This is a genomic window from Streptomyces sp. NPDC101227 (assembly GCF_044767545.1).
Lineage (GTDB): Bacteria > Actinomycetota > Actinomycetes > Streptomycetales > Streptomycetaceae > Streptomyces.
The window spans coordinates 209,102-226,251 of sequence record NZ_JBIWOD010000001.1 but is presented as its reverse complement, the minus strand read 5'-3'; the positions used below and the strand labels follow the sequence as shown (position 1 = coordinate 226,251).

At 70.9% G+C, this 17,150-nt stretch carries 16 protein-coding genes and 1 tRNA gene; 3 read left to right on the top strand and 14 right to left on the bottom strand.

What is annotated here, in order from left to right:
• Nucleotide 1: 1 nt before the first annotated feature.
• The 9 genes from hpnD to ACIRPT_RS00990 form a co-directional block, all read right to left on the bottom strand.
• Entirely contained in the window at nt 2–955 is a 954-nt protein-coding gene (hpnD, locus tag ACIRPT_RS01030; RefSeq protein WP_403820289.1) for a presqualene diphosphate synthase HpnD, read from the bottom strand.
• Entirely contained in the window at nt 952–1,818 is an 867-nt protein-coding gene (gene hpnC, locus ACIRPT_RS01025) for a squalene synthase HpnC (protein ID WP_403821740.1), read from the bottom strand. Before hpnC ends, hpnD begins: the two co-directional genes overlap by 4 nt.
• A 483-nt stretch (nt 1,819–2,301) precedes the next feature.
• Nucleotides 2,302–3,105, bottom strand: a complete 804-nt coding sequence (locus ACIRPT_RS01020; protein WP_403820285.1) for an ABC transporter ATP-binding protein — start codon at nt 3,103–3,105, stop codon at nt 2,302–2,304.
• Complete coding sequence (locus ACIRPT_RS01015; RefSeq protein ID WP_403820282.1) at nt 3,098–4,027, bottom strand: ABC transporter permease; 930 nt, start codon at nt 4,025–4,027, stop codon at nt 3,098–3,100. Before ACIRPT_RS01015 ends, ACIRPT_RS01020 begins: the two co-directional genes overlap by 8 nt.
• A 78-nt stretch (nt 4,028–4,105) precedes the next feature.
• Nucleotides 4,106–4,978: a glycosyltransferase family 2 protein gene (locus ACIRPT_RS01010; protein WP_403821737.1), complete on the bottom strand. Its 873-nt coding sequence runs from the start codon at nt 4,976–4,978 to the stop codon at nt 4,106–4,108.
• Between the two features lie 23 nt (nt 4,979–5,001).
• Nucleotides 5,002–5,781 (bottom strand): CDP-alcohol phosphatidyltransferase family protein, encoded by a 780-nt coding sequence (locus ACIRPT_RS01005; RefSeq protein WP_403497902.1) that lies wholly within the window; start codon nt 5,779–5,781, stop codon nt 5,002–5,004.
• Nucleotides 5,759–6,820, bottom strand: a complete 1,062-nt coding sequence (locus ACIRPT_RS01000) for an iron-containing alcohol dehydrogenase family protein (protein WP_403497900.1) — start codon at nt 6,818–6,820, stop codon at nt 5,759–5,761. The genes ACIRPT_RS01005 and ACIRPT_RS01000 overlap by 23 nt, the downstream gene beginning before the upstream one ends.
• Nucleotides 6,808–7,545 (bottom strand): sugar phosphate nucleotidyltransferase, encoded by a 738-nt coding sequence (locus ACIRPT_RS00995; protein WP_238576330.1) that lies wholly within the window; start codon nt 7,543–7,545, stop codon nt 6,808–6,810. Before ACIRPT_RS00995 ends, ACIRPT_RS01000 begins: the two co-directional genes overlap by 13 nt.
• Nucleotides 7,542–9,356, bottom strand: coding sequence for a DUF5941 domain-containing protein (locus ACIRPT_RS00990; RefSeq protein ID WP_403821734.1), 1,815 nt, complete (start codon nt 9,354–9,356; stop codon nt 7,542–7,544). Before ACIRPT_RS00990 ends, ACIRPT_RS00995 begins: the two co-directional genes overlap by 4 nt.
• A 548-nt stretch (nt 9,357–9,904) precedes the next feature.
• On the opposite strand from ACIRPT_RS00990, the gene idi reads away from it, so the two are divergent.
• A complete protein-coding gene (gene idi, locus ACIRPT_RS00985; RefSeq protein WP_403497898.1) occupies nt 9,905–10,516 on the top strand; it encodes an isopentenyl-diphosphate Delta-isomerase in 612 nt (203 codons plus the stop codon).
• Here idi and ACIRPT_RS00980 read toward each other — a convergent pair.
• From ACIRPT_RS00980 to ACIRPT_RS00970, 3 genes are all read right to left on the bottom strand, one after another.
• Nucleotides 10,491–10,982: an ATP-binding protein gene (locus ACIRPT_RS00980; protein ID WP_403820277.1), complete on the bottom strand. Its 492-nt coding sequence runs from the start codon at nt 10,980–10,982 to the stop codon at nt 10,491–10,493. The genes idi and ACIRPT_RS00980 overlap by 26 nt on opposite strands.
• Nucleotides 10,983–11,296: 314 nt before the next feature.
• Nucleotides 11,297–11,370, bottom strand: a tRNA-Met gene (locus tag ACIRPT_RS00975).
• Between the two features lie 67 nt (nt 11,371–11,437).
• Complete coding sequence (locus ACIRPT_RS00970) at nt 11,438–13,102, bottom strand: ABC-F family ATP-binding cassette domain-containing protein (protein WP_403820274.1); 1,665 nt, start codon at nt 13,100–13,102, stop codon at nt 11,438–11,440.
• Nucleotides 13,103–13,156: 54 nt separating this feature from the next.
• On the opposite strand from ACIRPT_RS00970, the gene ACIRPT_RS00965 reads away from it, so the two are divergent.
• Nucleotides 13,157–13,927, top strand: coding sequence for an enoyl-CoA hydratase/isomerase family protein (locus ACIRPT_RS00965; protein WP_403820271.1), 771 nt, complete (start codon nt 13,157–13,159; stop codon nt 13,925–13,927).
• 15 nt (nt 13,928–13,942) lie between these two features.
• Here the strand turns inward: ACIRPT_RS00965 and ACIRPT_RS00960 are convergent, their stop codons facing one another.
• Nucleotides 13,943–14,587: a DJ-1/PfpI family protein gene (locus tag ACIRPT_RS00960; protein WP_403820268.1), complete on the bottom strand. Its 645-nt coding sequence runs from the start codon at nt 14,585–14,587 to the stop codon at nt 13,943–13,945.
• A gap of 318 nt (nt 14,588–14,905) precedes the next feature.
• Nucleotides 14,906–15,871 (bottom strand): GlxA family transcriptional regulator, encoded by a 966-nt coding sequence (locus ACIRPT_RS00955; protein WP_403820265.1) that lies wholly within the window; start codon nt 15,869–15,871, stop codon nt 14,906–14,908.
• 264 nt (nt 15,872–16,135) lie between these two features.
• Between ACIRPT_RS00955 and ACIRPT_RS00950 the strand changes: the two genes are divergently transcribed.
• Nucleotides 16,136–17,005: a hypothetical protein gene (locus ACIRPT_RS00950; RefSeq protein ID WP_403820262.1), complete on the top strand. Its 870-nt coding sequence runs from the start codon at nt 16,136–16,138 to the stop codon at nt 17,003–17,005.
• The last annotated feature ends 145 nt before the right edge of the window (nt 17,006–17,150 follow it).

Here is a 17,150-nt window from a genome sequence, read left to right as displayed (position 1 = left end):
ATCATCCCCGCCTCCTGACGGACTCCCGGCGGCCGATCGCGCGCGCGTCGAGGCCGGACAGCCCGCGCACCGCGACGAACGCCTTCTCCCGGCCGGGCAGCGAGACCCGGCCGCGCAGCACCGCCTCGGGGTCGGCGGCGATCCGGGAGAGCAGCCGGTGGTAGATGCCGGCCATCGCGGCCACGCAGGCGCCGCTGCGCCGGTCGAGCATCGGCAGCAGCCGGAACCCGTCGGCGAACAGCGCACGGGCGCGCTTGACCTCGAAGTGCACCAGACCGGCGAAGTCGGAGCCGGCCGGCGGCACCGGGCCGTGGAAGCCGGCCGAGCATCCGAACTTGGCGAGGTCCTCGGCGGGGAGATACGTACGGCCGTTGTCCGCGTCCTCGCGAACGTCCCTGAGGATGTTGGTGAGTTGGAGGGCGAGGCCGAGCGTGTCGGCGTACTCGGGGGCGCGGTCGGCGTCCTGTGCGCCGGGGACCGTGCCGAACACGCCCAGCGAGAGCCGGCCGATGCCTCCGGCGACGCAGCGGCAGTAGACCTTGAGGTCGTCCCAGGTCTCGTAGGTGTCGCCGCGCACATCCGCGAGCACGCCGTCGATCAGCTCGTCCAGCGCATCGAGCGGTACGGGGAAGCGCCGGGCGGCGTCGGCGAGCGCGACGGCCACCGGGTCGGTGTCGTCCTCGTCGATCCGGCCGTCCTTGATACGGCCCAGCAGCGCCCGGGTGTCCTCCAGGCGCTGTTGCTTGGCGGCGGCCTCCAGGGTGCCGTCACCGATGTCGTCGACCCGGCGCGAAAAGGCGTAGAGCGCCGACATCGCCTGCCGCTTGTCGGTCGGCAGGAGCCGGATGCCATAGGCGAAGTTCCGTGCCTGCTGCCCGGTGACGGCCTCGCAGTAGCGGTACGCAGCGAGCACCGGCGCAGACGCGTGTGCGGTTGCCTCCACGGTCCGGCTCACCCCTCTCTTCGCAATGTCGCCCCCACCTCGCGCAGCAGGCTGAGCTTGGTCGGCTTGGGCGGTCCAGGGAGTACGTCGTGATCGGCGGCCGCGACCGCCCGGAGTGCGGCACGCCCGCCGGCGACGAATCCGGCCAACAGCAGCTTCAGCCTGCCGTGGACGCTACCCACCAGCGGGCTGCCTTCATCCAGCAGGTCACGGGCGCGTTCCGCTTCGTACGCGATCAGTGCGCGCACCGATGCGCCCCCACTCGGGGCGGCCAGATCGGCCTCGGTGACACCAAAACGCTTCAGGTCCTCGGCGGGGAGGTAAACACGGTCACGGCCGAGGTCCTCGGCCACGTCCTGGAGGTGCTCGACGATCTGCAGGGCGGTACAGATCCGGTCGGAGTGACGGATGCGCTGCGGGCTCGCGGTGCCGGTGATGCCGAGCACGAGCCGGCCGACGGGGTTGGCGGACAGCTCGCAGTAGGCCAGCAGGTCGTCATAGGTGCCGTAACGGGTGACGATCTGGTCCTGACGGTTGGCCTCGATCAGACCGAGGAAGGGCTCGGGGGTGAGCCCACAGCGACGGACGGTCGGACCCAGGCGGCGCAGCAGCGGATGCCGGGGGCCGGGGGCGCCGTCGCTGAAGACGCGCCGCAGGTCCGCCTCCAGGGCGTCCAGCATCGCGGTGCGGTCCTCGGTCGCCGCGCGGTCCAGGCCCAGCAGCACGGCATCGCCGCCACCGGGCGCGAGATCGCCGTCGCCGATGTCGTCGACGAGCCGGGCGAAGCCGTAGACGGCCATCAGGTCGGCCCGCCAGGCGCGCGGCAGGAAGAACGGCGCCACCGGGAAATTCTCGTGCGCGGCCTTGTCGAGCACGGTGCGCGACTGTGCGTCGGCCGGCTCGCCGGTGAGCTTCGCCCGTCGATGGACGACGGTGCGCGTCAACGCCTCCCCTTCACTCACCGCGGGCTGCCCGGCGCATTTCGGAGCCGGAGCGAACCAGTAGCCATTGCCGTCACGTCTCCCGTTCTACACCGCCAAGCTAAAACATCCTATTTCGGACACGCCGCAGGTCACGCCGCGCCCCGAACGAAGCTTCCCTCGCCCGCTCAGGTGAGTATTGCCCGACTTGCACCACTTGTGCTGTTCAGTACCTGTACAGCTTACGCCGTACATCTCGCCCGCGTACGAGGGGGTACCGAAGCTTCGGGCAACAATCCGGCCAACATCGACAACGATTCAACTGTTCCCGCCCGCGGAAGAGTTGATCATCTGTTAACGATCGCCCGAACAATCGAAAACCCCCGCGAGCCGGACTCGCGGAGGCCTTCGACAGCGGAGCGGGTCAAAAAGACCGGGCTACTTGCCCGTCTCCTTCTCGTACGCCTTGATCACTTCGTCCGTCGGGCCGTCCATCAGCAGCTCGCCGCGCTCCAGCCACAGCACCCGGTCACAGGTGTCCCGGATCGACTTGTTGTTGTGGCTGACCAGGAAGACCGTGCCGGCCTCCTTGCGCAGCTCGCGGATGCGGGCCTCGGAGCGCTTCTGGAACTTGCGGTCGCCGGTGGCCAGCGCCTCGTCGATCATCAGCACGTCGTGGTCCTTGGCCGCCGCGATGGAGAACCGCAGCCGGGCCGCCATGCCGGAGGAGTACGTGCGCATCGGCAGCGAGATGAAGTCGCCCTTCTCGTTGATGCCGGAGAAGTCGACGATGCCGTCGTAGCGCTCGCGGACCTGCTCGCGGGACATGCCCATGGCGAGGCCGCCGAGGAGGACGTTCTTCTCGCCGGTCAGGTCGTTCATCAGCGCCGCGTTCACGCCCAGCAGCGAGGGCTGGCCGTGCGTGTAGACCTTGCCGCGCTCCGCGGGCAGCAGGCCGGCGACCGCCTTGAGCAGCGTCGACTTGCCGGAGCCGTTGGAACCGATCAGTCCGATCGACTCGCCCCGGTAGGCGGTGAAGGAGACGCCCTTGACCGCATGCACCTCACGCACACCCGAGGAGGGCTTGCGGCGGACGATGCGATTCAGCGCCGCGGTGGCACTGCCCTTGCCCGCGCCCGTGCCGTACACCCGGTAGACGATGTGCAGATCGTCCGCGATCACCGTCGGCACGCGCTCCTGCGCGGCCGCCGTCGGCTGGACGCCGTTGTTGTCCTCAGCCACGTCCGTACCGCTCCTCAGCCTTCCAGAAGTACACAAAGCCGGCGACGCCCATCAGCAGCGCCCAGCCGCCGGCGAACGCCCACACATGCGGCGGCAGCTTGTCGTGCGTGAAGCTGTCGATCAGCGCGAAGCGCATCAGGTCGATGTAGACCGCGGCCGGGTTGGCGTTGAGCAGCGTCTCCACGAAGGCGGGGACGTGCTTGCCCTTGAGGATCAGGTCGATGCTGAACATCACGCCGGACGCGTACATCCACGTCCGCATGATGAAGGGCATCAGCTGCGCCAGGTCGGGCGTCTTGCTGCCGAGGCGGGCCATGACCATCGCCAGGCCGGTGTTGAAGACGAACTGCAGCAGCAGCGCCGGGAAGATCAGCAGCCACGACCAGGTCGGCATCTGCCCGAAGCCGAGCAGGATGACCACCAGCACGCCCATGGAGAACAGCAGCTGCTGGAGCTGCATCAGGCAGAACGAGATCGGCAGGCAGGCACGCGGGAAGTGCAGGGCCCTGACCAGGCCCAGGTTGCCGGAGATGGCGCGGGTACCGGCCATCACCGAGCTCTGGGTGAAGGTGAAGATGAAGACGCCGGTCACCAGGAACGGGACGAAGTCGGGAATGCCCTTCCGCGTACCGATCAGCAGCCCGAAGATCAGGTAGTACACGAGCGCGTTCAGCAGGGGCGTCGCCACCTGCCAGACCTGGCCCAGCTTCGCCTGGCTGTACTGCGCCGTCAGCTTGGCGCTGGCGAAGGCGGAGATGAAATGCCGCCGGTCCCACAGCTCCCGGACGTACTGCGGCAGGCTGGGGCGGGCCCCGCTCTGCGAGAGCCCGTACTTGTGGGCCCGCTGGGCCGCAGTGAGCCCTTCGTCGGAAGCTGGCGGGGCACTCATGGCGACCGCACTGTCGTGCGTTGTCTCGCTCACAGTTGACACTTTCGTCCTCAATGTGCGCTGCCGGGGTCACGCCCCGCATCGCGCCTGATGCTCTTGGATACGAGCTTGTCAGATGACGGGAGGGCGGCCCAGTCGGGTCAGTCGCCAAACGGTAGCCCACTTCATGGGGCGCCTGTCACCGCACGGGGTGGTCCAGCCCTCCTTGAAACCGGCCAGCCAGACCCGCAGCGCAGGCCAGGAAGGACGCCGGGCCAGGGTGAGCAGGAACCAGACGCCGAGGTAGACCGGAACCAGCAGGGCGGGGAGATTGCGGCGGGCCAGCCACACACGGTTACGGGCCACCATCCGGTGGTAGACCGCGTGCCGGCTCGGGGCCATCGTCGGGTGCAGCAGCAGCATGTCCGACCGGTAGTCGATCAGCCACCCCGCGTCCAGCGCCCGCCAGGCCAGGTCCGTCTCCTCATGGGCGTAGAAGAAGTCGTCGGGCAGCCCGCCGATCTCCTGGAAGACCTTGGTGCGGACCGCATTGGCACCGCCGAGGAAGGTCGTGACCCGGGAGGAGCGCATCGGGTCGGCGGCCCGCAGCCGCGGTACGTGCCGACGCTGGGTCTCGCCGGTGTCCGGGTCGGCGATCCGGAAGCTGATGATGCCGAGCTCGGGGTCCGCGGCGAACGCCTGCCGGCACAGCTCGGCGGTGTCCTCCCTGGCCAGCAGCCCGTCGTCATCGAGGAAGAGCAGGATGTCGACCTCGCTGCCGCCGGGCCCGAAGGCCTCGATGCCGACGTTGCGGCCCGCCGGGATGCCGACGTTCTCCGACAGCTCGACGGTCCGTACGCCTTCGGGGAGCTCGGGCAGCGGCGAACCGTTGCCGACGACGGCGATCTCGACCCGGTCGCCGTCCTGCTTGGCGACCGAGTCCAGCAGCGCGCGCAGCTCGTCGGGGCGGTTGCCCATGGTCAGCACCACCGCACCGACGCGCAGGCCCGTGTCCATTTCCGCTCCCGTCACTTGAGCCTGCTGGAGGCGAGGATGGACACCAGGTGGAGCAGGGTCTGGACGAGGGCGATGCCGGCCAGCACGGCGACGCCCAGGCGCGAGAAGAACAGGTCCCCCCGGAGCTGGTCGACGATCGCCAGCACCACGATCAGCAGGGACGCCTCGACGCCGAGGATCAGCCGGTGGAACTGCAGCGCCGCGGCGGCCTTGCGGGCCAGCGCCATGCCGGAGGAGCGCATCTCCGATGCGGTCTCCTTGACCTGCTCCTTGCCGCTCTGCGCGCGGGCCACGCCGACCAGGTCCGTCTCCGCCTTGATCAGGATGGCGCCGAGGGCGGCCAGTGTGCCGAGGAAGGCCCACAGCCAGTCGATCCGGCCCGAGCCCCACAGGTCGGCGGCGCGCAGGCCGAAGCCGACGAGCACGGCGGCGTCGGTGAGGTACGCGCCGACGCGGTCCATCCAGACACCGGCGAGCGAGTACTGCTTGCGCCAGCGGGCGATCTCGCCGTCGACGCAGTCGAGCAGCAGGTAGAGCTGGACCATCAGCACGCCGAGCACGGCGCCCGCGATCCCCGGCACCAGCAGTGCCGGGGCGGCGAGCACGCCGAAGACGGTCATCAGATAGGTCAGCTGGTTGGGCGTGACCCGCGTGTTCACCAGGTGCCGGTCGATGCGCAGGGAGATCTCGCGCATGTAGAGCCGGCCGGCCCAGTGCTCGCCGCTCCGCCGGTCCTTCACACCCGGGGGGTGAACGACCGGCCGGAGCTCAGCTACCGATGGCTTGTGCATAGTCGGCGTAGGCGTCCCTGATCTGGTCGGTGGACAGGTCGAGGTGCTCCAGGATGGTGTAGCGCCCGGGGCGGGTCTTGGGTGCGTACTCGACGACCTGGACGAATTCCTCGTCGGTGAAGCCGATCTCACCCGGCGTGACCGGCAGGCCGTGCCGACGCAGCACCTCGACCATCAGGTCACGGGTCTCCTTGTCCCCGCGCAGATGCGTGGCGAACGCGGCGCCCAGGCCGCACTGCTCGCCGTGGCTCGCGGCGCGCTTGGGGAAGAGGAGGTCGAAGGCGTGGTTGATCTCGTGGCAGGCACCGGAGGCAGGACGGCTGTCGCCGGCGACCGACATCGAGATACCGGTCAGGACCAGGCCCTCGGCCAGCACCTGGAGGAAGTTGTCGTCGCCGACGCCTCCGGGGTGGCGCAGCACGGCCTCGCCGGCCTGGCGGGCCATGGCGGCGGCCAGCCCGTCGATGTCCTCGCCGGTCTCGCGGTGGGCGAGCTCCCAGTCCGCGACCGCGGAGATGTTGGAGATCGCGTCGCCGATGCCGGAGCGGACGAACCGGACCGGGGCCTCACGGATGATGTCGAGGTCGATCACCACGGCGATCGGGTTCGGCACACCGTAGGAGCCGCGGCCCGCGTCGTTGTCGAGCGTGGCGACCGGCGAGCACAGGCCGTCGTGCGACAGGTTCGTCGCCACGGCGACCAGCGGCAGGCCGATCCGCGCGGCGGCGAACTTGGCACAGTCGATGATCTTGCCGCCGCCGAGGCCCACGACCGCGTCGTAGTGCCCCTTCTTCATGGCGTCGGCGAGCTTGATCGCGTCGTCCAGGGTGCCGCCGCCGACCTCGTACCACTCGGCGCCCGGCAGCGCGGGGGACAGCCGCTCGCGCAGCCGTGCCCCCGAGCCGCCGCTGATCGCGATGGCGAGCTTGCCGGACGCGGAGATGCGCTGATCGGCCAGCAGGCCCGCCAGGTCGTCCAGGGCGCCGGCGTTGATGTCAACGACGACCGGGGACGGAATGAGGCGGGTCAGTACTGGCATGCGATGTCACGGCCCTTCGCGAGGTCGTCGTGGTTGTCGATCTCGACCCACTTGACGTCGCCGATCGGGGCCACGTCCACCTTGAAGCCGCGGTTGACGAGCTCCTGGTAGCCGTCCTCGTAGTAGAGGTCGGGGTCCCGCTCGAAGGTGGTCTTCAGGGCATCGGCGAGCTCCTCGGCGGCGGAACCCTCGATGAGGGTGACGCCGATGTACTCGCCGGTCGCCTCGGCCGGGTCCATCAGCTTGGTGATGCGCTGGACGCCCTTCTCGGGGTCCACGATGACCTTCATCTCCTCGTCGGCCAGCTGCTTGACCGTGTCGAGGGCGAGGATGATCTTCTGGCCGTTGCCGCGGGCGGCGAGCAGGGTCTTCTCGACGGAGACCGGGTGCACGGTGTCGCCGTTGGCGAGGATCACATCGTGCTTGATGGAGTCACGGCCGCACCACAGGGAGTAGGCATTGTTCCACTCCTCGGCCTTGTCGTTGTCGATGAGGGTGAGCTTGAGGCCGTACTTCTGCTCCAGGGCCTCCTTGCGCTCGTAGACGGCTTCCTTGCGGTAGCCGACGATGATCGCCACCTCGGTCAGGCCGATCTCGGCGAAGTTGCCGAGGGTCAGGTCCAGGATGGTCGTGTCGCCGTCGACCGGCACCAGGGCCTTGGGCAGGGTGTCGGTGTAGGGGCGCAGACGCCGTCCGGCGCCGGCTGCCAGCACGAGGCCGATCATGCGGGTTCTCCTTCATCGTGTACGGCGGGTGCTCCGGAAGAGACCCAGAAGCGGATGCTCTCGATGAGCACCAGCAGCGCCAGGACCACGGCAAGAGCCGTGAGCGCGATTGTGAAACCTGAGGGGGACAGCGCGGCTGCCAGGACGGTCACTACCAAGACGCGTCCTTCGTGCCCGCCGGTTGCCCGGACCAGCCACCGCGGCGGCGCCCCGGTGCCACCGCGGATGCGGTAGACGGTGTCGTAGTGATGGTAGGCGACGGCCGCGACCAGCCCGAACGCCGCGGGCAGCGCTCCGGGGACGTCCGCGCGCGCCGCCAGGACCAGGATCGTGGTGTATTCGCCGGCCCGGAAGAACGGCGGCACCAGCCAGTCGAGGGCGCCCTTGAGCGGGCGGGACACGGCCGCACCGGCCAGCAGGGCGGAGCAGAGGGCGACGCCGACGGTCAGCCAGGAAGCGGGGTCGTCCTCGAAGATCACCCAGACCAGCAGCACCGCGGCCGAGAGAAACGCCATAGCGGGCGCCAGGTAGGAACCGGTACGGGCACGGCCGCGGGCGCCGGCGGCGATCAGCTCGGCGAGCGGGCCGGAGTCGGCGAGGTCGGCGAGCGCCTGGGCGGCGCGGTCGGTGCGCCGGGCCCGGCGGGTCAGCGAGCGCAGCACCCGGCCTGCCGTGGTGTAGCAGGCGGCGAGGGCGCAGCCGATGAGCAGGGCGTAGAAGACGATGCGCGGCGTGGTGAGTGCCGTCAGTACGGCGATCATGGCCCAGCGTTCGCCGATGGGCAGCACGATCATCCGGCGCACCCAGACCGTCCAGCCGACGCTGTCGAGCTTGTCGGAGAGCGCGGCGGTGGGGCTGGTGTTGGCCGTGGCACCCCCCGCATCGTGATTCGCCTCGTTGAAGGAGAAGTCGACGACATGGCGGCAGGTCTGCAGCACCATCGCGCCGAGCGCCAGTGCCCATACGTCATCGCCGCCGCGTGCCGCGCCGAGCGCGAGCCCCGCGTAGTACGCGTACTCCTTGGCCCGGTCGAAGGTGGCGTCCAGCCAGGCGCCCATCGTCGAGTACTGGAGCGAGTAGCGGGCGAGCTGCCCGTCGGTGCAGTCCAGGACGAAGGAGAAGAGAAGGAGGAGGCCCGCGGCGATGAAGCCGCCGCGGGTCCCGGTGGCCGCGCAGCCCGCCGCGATCAGCGCGGTGAGCAGGGAGGCGGTGGTGACCTGGTTCGGGGTGAGCCCGCGGCGCGCGCACCAGCGGGCGAGGTAGCGGGAGTACGGGCTGATGCAGTACGTCGTGAAGAACCCGTCGCGGGACTTCACGGCGGTGCGCAGCCGTACGGCCTCGTCGTCGACGAGGGCGACGGACTCCCGCGCGCTCTCGCGCTGCGCCGGGGTGAGCGCGACGGTGGCGACCAGGCTGCCCAGCTCGACGTGGTGCAGGCCGATGTCCTCACGGTCCAGGGACTCGGTGAGGGTCTCGGTCAGGACGTCGGTGAGATGCGCGGTACCGGCGCCGACCGGGATCTTGCCGGCCGCCCTCACCAGCGCGGCGCGCGCCTCGGGCTGCGCGGTGAGCGCCCCGGGGACGGCGGCGGCCGGGAAGCGGGGGTCGGTGAGCGCCAGCCGCAGGGCGTGCAGGTGGCCGACGAAACGGGGGTCGACGACGGCGACCCGCTCCTGGGCGGGCGCGGCGGCGATCAGCTCGGCGGCGGCCGTGGCATCGTTCGCCGTACGGACGTCAAAGCCCAGCGTGCGCAGGTCGGCTTCGAGCGGCGACCCGGCGACCGGCGTACCGGTGAGGATGGCGGTCGACAGACGAACTCACTCCTTGGATGCTGACAAGGCAGCACGGACGGTCCGCAATCGATCCGTATTCGATACGAACTACCCGGGCAGCGGGCGTGGCACACCTGGCGCCCGGAGGGGCTGGGTTGCACGTCGGCAGAGGCTATCGGATCGCCGGATGCGGCCGTTCACCGCGCATTCACCGCACGATCGAGTGACCGACGGCTGCGCCTGCCGCGATCATCATGGTGGATCGGACGGTCCATGAACAACTGGCGTGCTGACCAGGCGTTCGATCCGGTGCCGGTTATGAGTGGGCTGGTCACGGGTGATGCGGGTTGTGCCGGGGCGGCTGTGGCGAGCGCCATGCGGAGGCCGGCCGCTGTGGCCCCTCTCACGGTCGGCCGCACCGGCCGCGCGTGATCGTTTTGCAATCGGACACATATCCGGACACGCATCCGCACCGGGAGCCCCGCCCGGCAAACACCGCGGCACCGTGCACGACCTGGCTTGCTGTGCGCCTGATGCGCACGCAGGTGGGGCAGACTTGGCGGGGAAGACCGACGACAAGGATGGGCATGCCGATCACACCTGCCAACGGACAGACCGCCGGGATCCCGGCGGCGAGCACAGCGGACGGCGCCGCCGTACCGATCATGCTGGAGCTGGTCGACGAGGACGGCAAGACGATCGGCACCGCGGAGAAGCTCGCCGCCCATCAGCCTCCCGGACAGCTGCACCGGGCGTTTTCGGTCTTCCTCTTCGACGAGAAGGGCCGGCTGCTGCTGCAGCGCCGGGCGCTGTCGAAGTACCACTCCCCCGGTGTGTGGTCCAACACCTGCTGCGGGCATCCGTACCCGGGCGAGACGCCGTTCGCGGCCGCGGCCCGGCGCACCGCGGAGGAGCTGGGCCTGGCGCCCGCGCTGCTGGCCGAGGCGGGCACGGTGCGCTACAACCACCCCGATCCGGCCTCCGGCCTGGTGGAGCAGGAGTACAACCACCTGTTCGTCGGGCTGGTGCGGGCCGAGCCCTCGCCCGATCCCGACGAGATCGGCGAGATCGCGTTCGTGACGCCGCAGGAGCTGGCCGAGCGGCATTCTCAGGTGCCGTTCTCCGCGTGGTTCATGACCGTGCTGGACGCGGCGCGCCCGGCGGTCCGCGAGCTCACGGGACAGTCGGCGGGCTGGTAGCGAGCGGGACGAGGGGCAGCTCGGCCCAGATGGCCTTGCCACCGTTCGCGGTGTGCTCGACGTCGCACTTGCCGCCCGCCTCCGCGGTCAGCGCCTTGACCAGCCACAGGCCGCGGCCGCCGAGATCACCCTCGTCCGCCTCGAGCGCCTTGGGGCGGTAGGGGTGGTTGTCCTCGACCGCCACCCGCAGCCAGTTCGCCCCAATCGTGAGCTGCACGACGATCTGGGGTGAGAGCAGGGCGGCATGCTGGACGGCGTTGGTGACGAGTTCGGAGACGATCAGCAGCAGACCGTCCATGACGTCGGCGGCGACCGGCACACGCTGTTCGCCGAGCAGATCCCGTACCGCGTGGCGCGCCTGCGGCACCGACGACTCCAGCGCCGGGGCGGTGAAGCGCCAGGCACCTTCGTACGCGAGCGGGGAGGTCAGCTCCTCGGGGGGTTCTGCGGGGGGTCCGGAAGGCATCCTCACAGGAAGAGTGTTGAGAATGCGTTGGTCCGGACCGGCCCGCTGAACGCAAGTCAGCGCTTATCGACGCCTTCTGACCGATGCGGTGCGCCCCGATCGGTCTGGCGACCGGTTCTGCCCGCTTTGTTCCTTGTTCCAGGACGGGCAGGGAACGGCGGCCGAACGGTACCCGCCACGACCGGCCGGCCGTAACCGTCCCCCGGGTCAGGGACCGGATCCGGCCACTTTGCATGGCGTGCAGGGGCGACCGCTGCGCGTCGACAGACGACAGCAGGCCCGGTGCCTGGGCACCGGGCCTGCTGTTCAAGGAGTAGCGGGGACAGGATTTGAACCTGCGACCTCTGGGTTATGAGCCCAGCGAGCTACCGAGCTGCTCCACCCCGCGTCGGTGAACACCACATTACGGGTCGCCCGGCGCAGGACCAAATCGATTGTCGGAGGGGTGGCCCGGCTCACACCGCGCGATCGGTGATCCGCCCGGCGTCGACCTCGATGCGGCGGGTGGTGTGGACCGCCTCCAGCATCCGCCGGTCGTGCGTGACCAGCAGCAGCGTGCCCGGGTACGAGGCGAGCGCCGACTCCAGCTGTTCGATGGCCGGGAGGTCGAGGTGGTTGGTGGGCTCGTCGAGGACGAGGAGGTTGACCCCGCGGCCCTGGAGGAGGGCCAGCGCGGCGCGGGTCCGCTCGCCCGGCGAGAGGGTGCGCGCCGGGCGCAGCACATGCGCCGCCTTCAGGCCGAACTTGGCGAGCAGGGTGCGGACGTCGGCGGGCGACAGGTCCGGTACGCAGGCCCGGAAGGCGTCCATCAGGGGGTCGTCGCCGAGGCCGCGTCCGCCTCCGCCGAAGAGCTGGCCGCGCGCCTGGTCGATCTCGCCGACCACCACGCCGGGGCCCAGCGAGGCCTGGCCCTCGTCCAGCGGGAGCCGGCCGAGGAGGGCGGCGAGCAGGGTGGACTTGCCGGATCCGTTGGGGCCGGTGATGGCGACCCGGTCGGCCCAGTCGATCTGGAGGTCCACCGGGCCGAAGCGGAAGTCGCCGCGGCGGACCTCTGCGCCGCGGAGGGTGGCCACCACCGCGCCGGCCCGGGGCGCCGCGGCGATCTCCATCCGCAGCTCCCACTCCTTGCGCGGCTCCTCGACGACGTCGAGGCGCTCGATCAGCCGCTGGGTCTGCTTGGCCTTGGCGGCCTGCTTCTCGGTGGCTTCCACCCGGCCCTTGCGGGCGATCTTGTCGTTGTCGGGGGCCTTGCGGCGGGCGTTCTTGACGCCCTTCTCCATCCAGTTGCGCTGGGTGTGCGCGCGGGTTTCCAGAGCGGCCCTGGTCTCCGCGTACTCCTCGTACTCCTCGCGGGCGTGCCGCCGGGCCCGTTCGCGCTCCTCCAGGTAGGAGGCGTAGCCGCCGCCGTAGGTCTTGACCTGCTGCTGGGCGAGGTCGAGTTCGACGACGCGGTTGACCGTGCGGGTCAGGAACTCGCGGTCGTGGCTGACCAGGACCGTGCCGGCGCGCAGGCCGGTGACGAAGGACTCCAGCCGGCGCAGGCCGTCCAGATCGAGGTCGTTGGTCGGCTCGTCCAGCAGGAAGATGTCGTAACGGGAGAGCAGCAGCGAGGCGAGCGAGGCGCGGGCGGCCTGGCCGCCGGACAGGGAGGTCATCGGCTGGTCGAGGCTGACCGTGAGGCCGAGCTGGGCGGCGGTCTCCTCGGCGCGTTCGTCGAGGTCGGCGGCGCCCAGCGCGAGCCAGCGCTCGAGGGCGACGGCGTAGTCGTCGTCCGCGCCGGGCCGCTCCTCGACCAGCGCCTGGGTGGTGGCGTCCAGGGTGCGCTGGGCGTCGGCGACTCCGGTGCGGCGGGCGAGGAATGCCCGTACGGACTCTCCGGGGCGGCGGTCGGGCTCCTGCGGAAGATGGCCGACGGTGGCGGCGGGCGGGCTGAGCGCGAGCTTGCCCTCTTCCGGGGTGTCCAGGCCGGCCAGCAGGCGCAGCAGGGTGGACTTGCCCGCGCCGTTGGCGCCGACGAGGCCGATCACATCGCCGGGGGCGACGACCAGATCGAGACCGGAGAACAGGACGCGCTCGCCATGACCGGCGGCGAGATCTTTGGCGACAAGGGTTGCTGACATCAGACCGTCGATCGTATCCGGCCGCCCGACGGGGGTCGCTCTAATATCCGGGACATGGAACCGGCTCTGAAGACGCATGTCAGCGACGGCACGGCGACCGTCACCATCAGCAACACCGGCAAGCGGAATGCGATGACCGTGCAGATGTGGCGGGATCTGCCGCCGCTGCTGGAGCAGCTGGCGGGCGACCGTGCCGTACGGCAGCTGGTGCTGACGGGCGAGGGCGGGACGTTCTGCGCGGGGGCGGACATCGGGTCGCTGCGGGACCCGTCCGGTGAGTCACAGGGGCTGGCGGTGGCGGCGGAGGAGGCGCTGGCGGCGTTCCCGGGGCCGACGCTGGCGGCGATACGCGGGTACTGCGTCGGCGGCGGCGCTCAGCTGGCGGCCGCCTGCGATCTGCGGTTCGCGGAGGAGGGGGCGCTGTTCGGGGTGACACCGGCGAAGCTGGGGGTCGCCTATCCGGCGTCCGCCACCCGGCGGCTGGTGCGGCTGGTGGGGCCCTCGGCCGCCAAGTACCTGCTCTTTTCCGGTGAGTTGATCGACTGCGCGCGGGCGCTGCGGACCGGGCTGGTGGACGAGGTGCTGCCCGAGGGCGAGCTGGACAAGCGGGTGGCGGACTTCGCGGCCGTATTGGCCGGGCGGTCGCTGCTGACGCAGACCGCGGCGAAGGAACTGGCCGACGGGACGTGGGACGTCCTGCCCGCCGAGGCCGAGGAGCGGGGCGCGTACTGGGCGGCGCAGGCGCGCGCGAGCGGCGACACCGTGGAGGGTGCCGCCGCCTTCCTGGAGCGCCGGGCGCCGCGCTTCACCTGGCCTGCGGAGTGAGCGGCGAGGCGGGGCCTACTCCTCGCCGGTCAGCAGGAACCGGCTGCGCTCGCGCATCATCGCGGTGACCTCGGCCGGGGCCTTGTCGGGGGCGCCCGCGTCGTACGGCGGCTGCGGGTCGTACTCGATGCCGAGCTGGATCGACTGGGCGACGGTGTCCCCGGCGATCCGCCCCGCCAGGGTCAGGCCCATGTCGATGCCGGACGAGACGCCGGCCGCCGTGACGTACTTGCCGTCGAAGACCACCCGCTCCCCCGTCGGCTCGGCCCCGAATCCCGGCAGCTGGTCCAGCGCCAGCCAGTGGGAGGTTGCCCGGCGGCCCTTGAGAAGGCCCGCGGCCGCCAGGATGAGCGACCCGGTGCACACCGAGGTCGTCCAGGTGCTGTGGGCGTCCACGGCACGGATCCACTCGAGCAGCGCGCCGTTCTCCATGTGCGCGATCTGCCCCGGGCCCCCGGGTACGACGATGATGTCGGGCGCGGTGACGTCGGCCAGCGCGGCGTCGGCGACCAGGCCCAGCGAGCTGTTGTCGTTGCGGTAGGTGCCGGGGCGCTCGGCGACGAAGACCGTCTCGGCGCCCGGCAGCCGGCTGAGGGTCTCGTACGGGCCGACGGCGTCCAGGGTGGTGAAGCGGTCGTAGAGAAGGATTGCGATCTGCATCTGAGGGCTCCTGTTGGTCGGTCAACCACGGTCGTTGGTCGATTGGTGGTTGGTCGTTTGGTCGTTGGTTCGTTCGTTGCGGGTCGTCGGTTGCTGGCAGTGGCGACGGTTGGCAGCTGACGTGGCCGAGGCTTGGCAGTTGAGCGTCGTCACGGGTTGGCAGTCAGGGACGAATCACGCTGCGAGTTACGGAAATACCGCCCGGCCCCGCCGCGTTGTGGGCCCCGTGGGGGGGTGCTTGCGACCCCTACGGGATGCGTTCGACCGCGCCCTAGGGGTACGAACCCCAGGCGTACGGCCCGGCCCGGCCAGGTCAGCTCACCGCCCCGCCGCAGTGGCCGGCTGGAAACGGCGGCGGTATTCGGCCGGCGCGGCGCCCAGCACCCGTATGAACGCGCGGCGCATCGCTTCCGGGGTGCCGTAGCCGCAGCGCCGGGACACCTCCTCGATGCCGTCGGCGCTGTCCTCGAGGCGACGTCGGGCGGCCTCCAGGCGGGTCCGGTCGACATAGCGTCCCGGCGTCATCCCGACCTCCTCGCGGAACGCGCGGGCGAAGTGCCGTGGCGAAAGTCCGGCGCGCGCCGCGAGGGCGTCGACGGACAGGTCCGCCGCCGGGTTCTCGGTGATCCACTGCTGGACGTCGCGCAGCGGGCGCCGCTCCGCGGTCTGGGCGGCGAGCTGGGCGCTGAACTGGGTTTGGTTGCCGGGCCGGCGCAGAAAGACGACCAGATGGCGGGCGATCATCAGCGCGAGATCCCGGCCGTGGTCCTCCTCCACCAGGGCCAGCGCCAGATCGATTCCGGCCGTGACGCCCGCGGAGGTGACCAGGTCACCGTCGCGTACGTAGATCGGCTCCGGTTCGACGCGGACGGCGGGGAACCGGCGCGCCAGGGTGTCGCACTCCGACCAGTGGGTGGTCGCGCGGCGCCCGTCCAGCAGACCGGCCTCGCCAAGCAGCAGCGCCCCGGTGCACACCGAGACCTTCCGCCGGGCGCGGGGCGCCTGGGTCCGCAGCCAGTCGATCAGCCGGGGGTCGGGGGTGCGGGTGCCGTTGCCGCCGGGCACGAGGAGGGTGTGGGGTGCCTCGGCGTCGGCGAGCGCGAGGTCCGGGATGAGGGTCAGCCCGCTGGAGGTACGGACCGGGGCTCCGTCCAGGCTTGCCGTACGGATCCGGTAGGCGCCCGGGGTGCGGACGTTGGCGCCGTTGAGGACCTCGACCGGCCCGCTGACGTCAAGGCTCTGCAGGCCGTCGTAGAGGACGACCAGCACATTGCGCTGTTCCATGACTCCATCCTGGACAGCGGCGACGATGGCGGCAATGACGAGTTTCCCACCTTTTCTGCCATGGCCTGCATGCCTGCATGGTCGGCCAGGGGTCTGCCATCGCTTGCCGTTCCCCGGCACGGCCCGCTCCGCCCCTGCCAGGCACGTGCCATGCAGGTGGCATGCAGGTGCCCAGGCAGGTGGCATGCACGTGGCATGGGCTGCCACACCCAGGGGGCCGGGGGCCGCGGCGCGGCCATACCGAGCGGTCGGTAACCTGCTGTCATGACCTCTACCAGCGCACTGCCGGAGAACGCCGGACGTCAGTGTCACAACGTCATCAACCCGTACCACTCGGCGCACTACTTCGCGCCGGAGTTCCCCGCCGAACTGGCCAAGATCGGTCTCGAGGACCGCCGGGCCGCCTACTTCGCCGCGCGCAGCGCCGCCATGGGTGCGGTGGGCCCCGGTACCATCACGGCCACCTTCTACAACTTCAAGCACGAGGCCATCGCGCAGCACGTGCCGCACGTGTGGTCGGTCGCCACCCCGGAGGCCGTACTGGAGGCCCGGCTGCGCGTGGTCGACGCCACGCTGCGCCGGCTGCTCGGGGAAGCGGCTCTCGAGTCCCCGGAGATGGCGGAGGCGGCCGAGCTGGCGCTGCGTGCCACCGAGGCCTGCGCCCGCCACGCCCGGCCGTTGTACGCCGCGCACGCCGACCTCCCGGTGCCGGAAGCCCCCCACCTGGCCTATTGGCACGCCGCGACCCTGCTGCGCGAACACCGCGGCGACGGGCACCTCCTGGCGCTGCTCGACGCCGGGCTGGACGGCCTGGAGGCGCTGGTCAGTCACACCGCCAGCGGCCGCGGCATGAGCTACCGGGGCGTGCTGGCGACCCGCGGCTGGTCGGAGGAGGACTGGCAGGCCGCCCAGGAGCGGCTGCGCGGCCGTGGACTCCTGGACGCCGAGGGCGAGTTGACAGAGGCCGGTGTCCAGCTGCGCAAGGACCTGGAGCGGACGACGGACCGGCTGGACCGGGCGCCGTACGAGCACCTGGGCGCCGAGGGCGTGGCCCGGCTCACCGAGCTGGCGGCCAATTTTGCCGGCGCCGCCCTGAGTGCCGGGGCCTTCCCCGCGGAGATGTTCGGCAAGTGACCCGGTACCCGGCCGGCCGGCGAATCGGCGTGTGATAAGGCGTCGCCGGGGTGTGCGTGCGCCTTCTCACACCCCGGCGCGCACGGCTGGGCGGCGCGACAGTCCGGCCCCCTACCCGGCACAATGCAGGCTCAAGCAAGCGCTG

Bases quoted from the DNA above. Each gene is read 5' to 3' on its own strand.
- ACIRPT_RS01000 (WP_403497900.1), bottom strand. From the start codon at position 6,820: ATGCCAGTACTGACCCGCCTCATTCCGTCCCCGGTCGTCGTTGACATC.
- ACIRPT_RS00950 (WP_403820262.1), top strand. From the start codon at position 16,136: ATGACCTCTACCAGCGCACTGCCGGAGAACGCCGGACGTCAGTGTCAC.
- ACIRPT_RS01005 (WP_403497902.1), bottom strand. From the start codon at position 5,781: ATGCACAAGCCATCGGTAGCTGAGCTCCGGCCGGTCGTTCACCCCCCG.
- idi (WP_403497898.1), top strand. From the start codon at position 9,905: ATGCCGATCACACCTGCCAACGGACAGACCGCCGGGATCCCGGCGGCG.
- ACIRPT_RS00970 (WP_403820274.1), bottom strand. From the start codon at position 13,102: ATGTCAGCAACCCTTGTCGCCAAAGATCTCGCCGCCGGTCATGGCGAG.
- ACIRPT_RS00960 (WP_403820268.1), bottom strand. From the start codon at position 14,587: ATGCAGATCGCAATCCTTCTCTACGACCGCTTCACCACCCTGGACGCC.
- ACIRPT_RS00965 (WP_403820271.1), top strand. From the start codon at position 13,157: ATGGAACCGGCTCTGAAGACGCATGTCAGCGACGGCACGGCGACCGTC.
- ACIRPT_RS00955 (WP_403820265.1), bottom strand. From the start codon at position 15,871: ATGGAACAGCGCAATGTGCTGGTCGTCCTCTACGACGGCCTGCAGAGC.
- ACIRPT_RS00995 (WP_238576330.1), bottom strand. From the start codon at position 7,545: ATGATCGGCCTCGTGCTGGCAGCCGGCGCCGGACGGCGTCTGCGCCCC.
- ACIRPT_RS00980 (WP_403820277.1), bottom strand. From the start codon at position 10,982: ATGCCTTCCGGACCCCCCGCAGAACCCCCCGAGGAGCTGACCTCCCCG.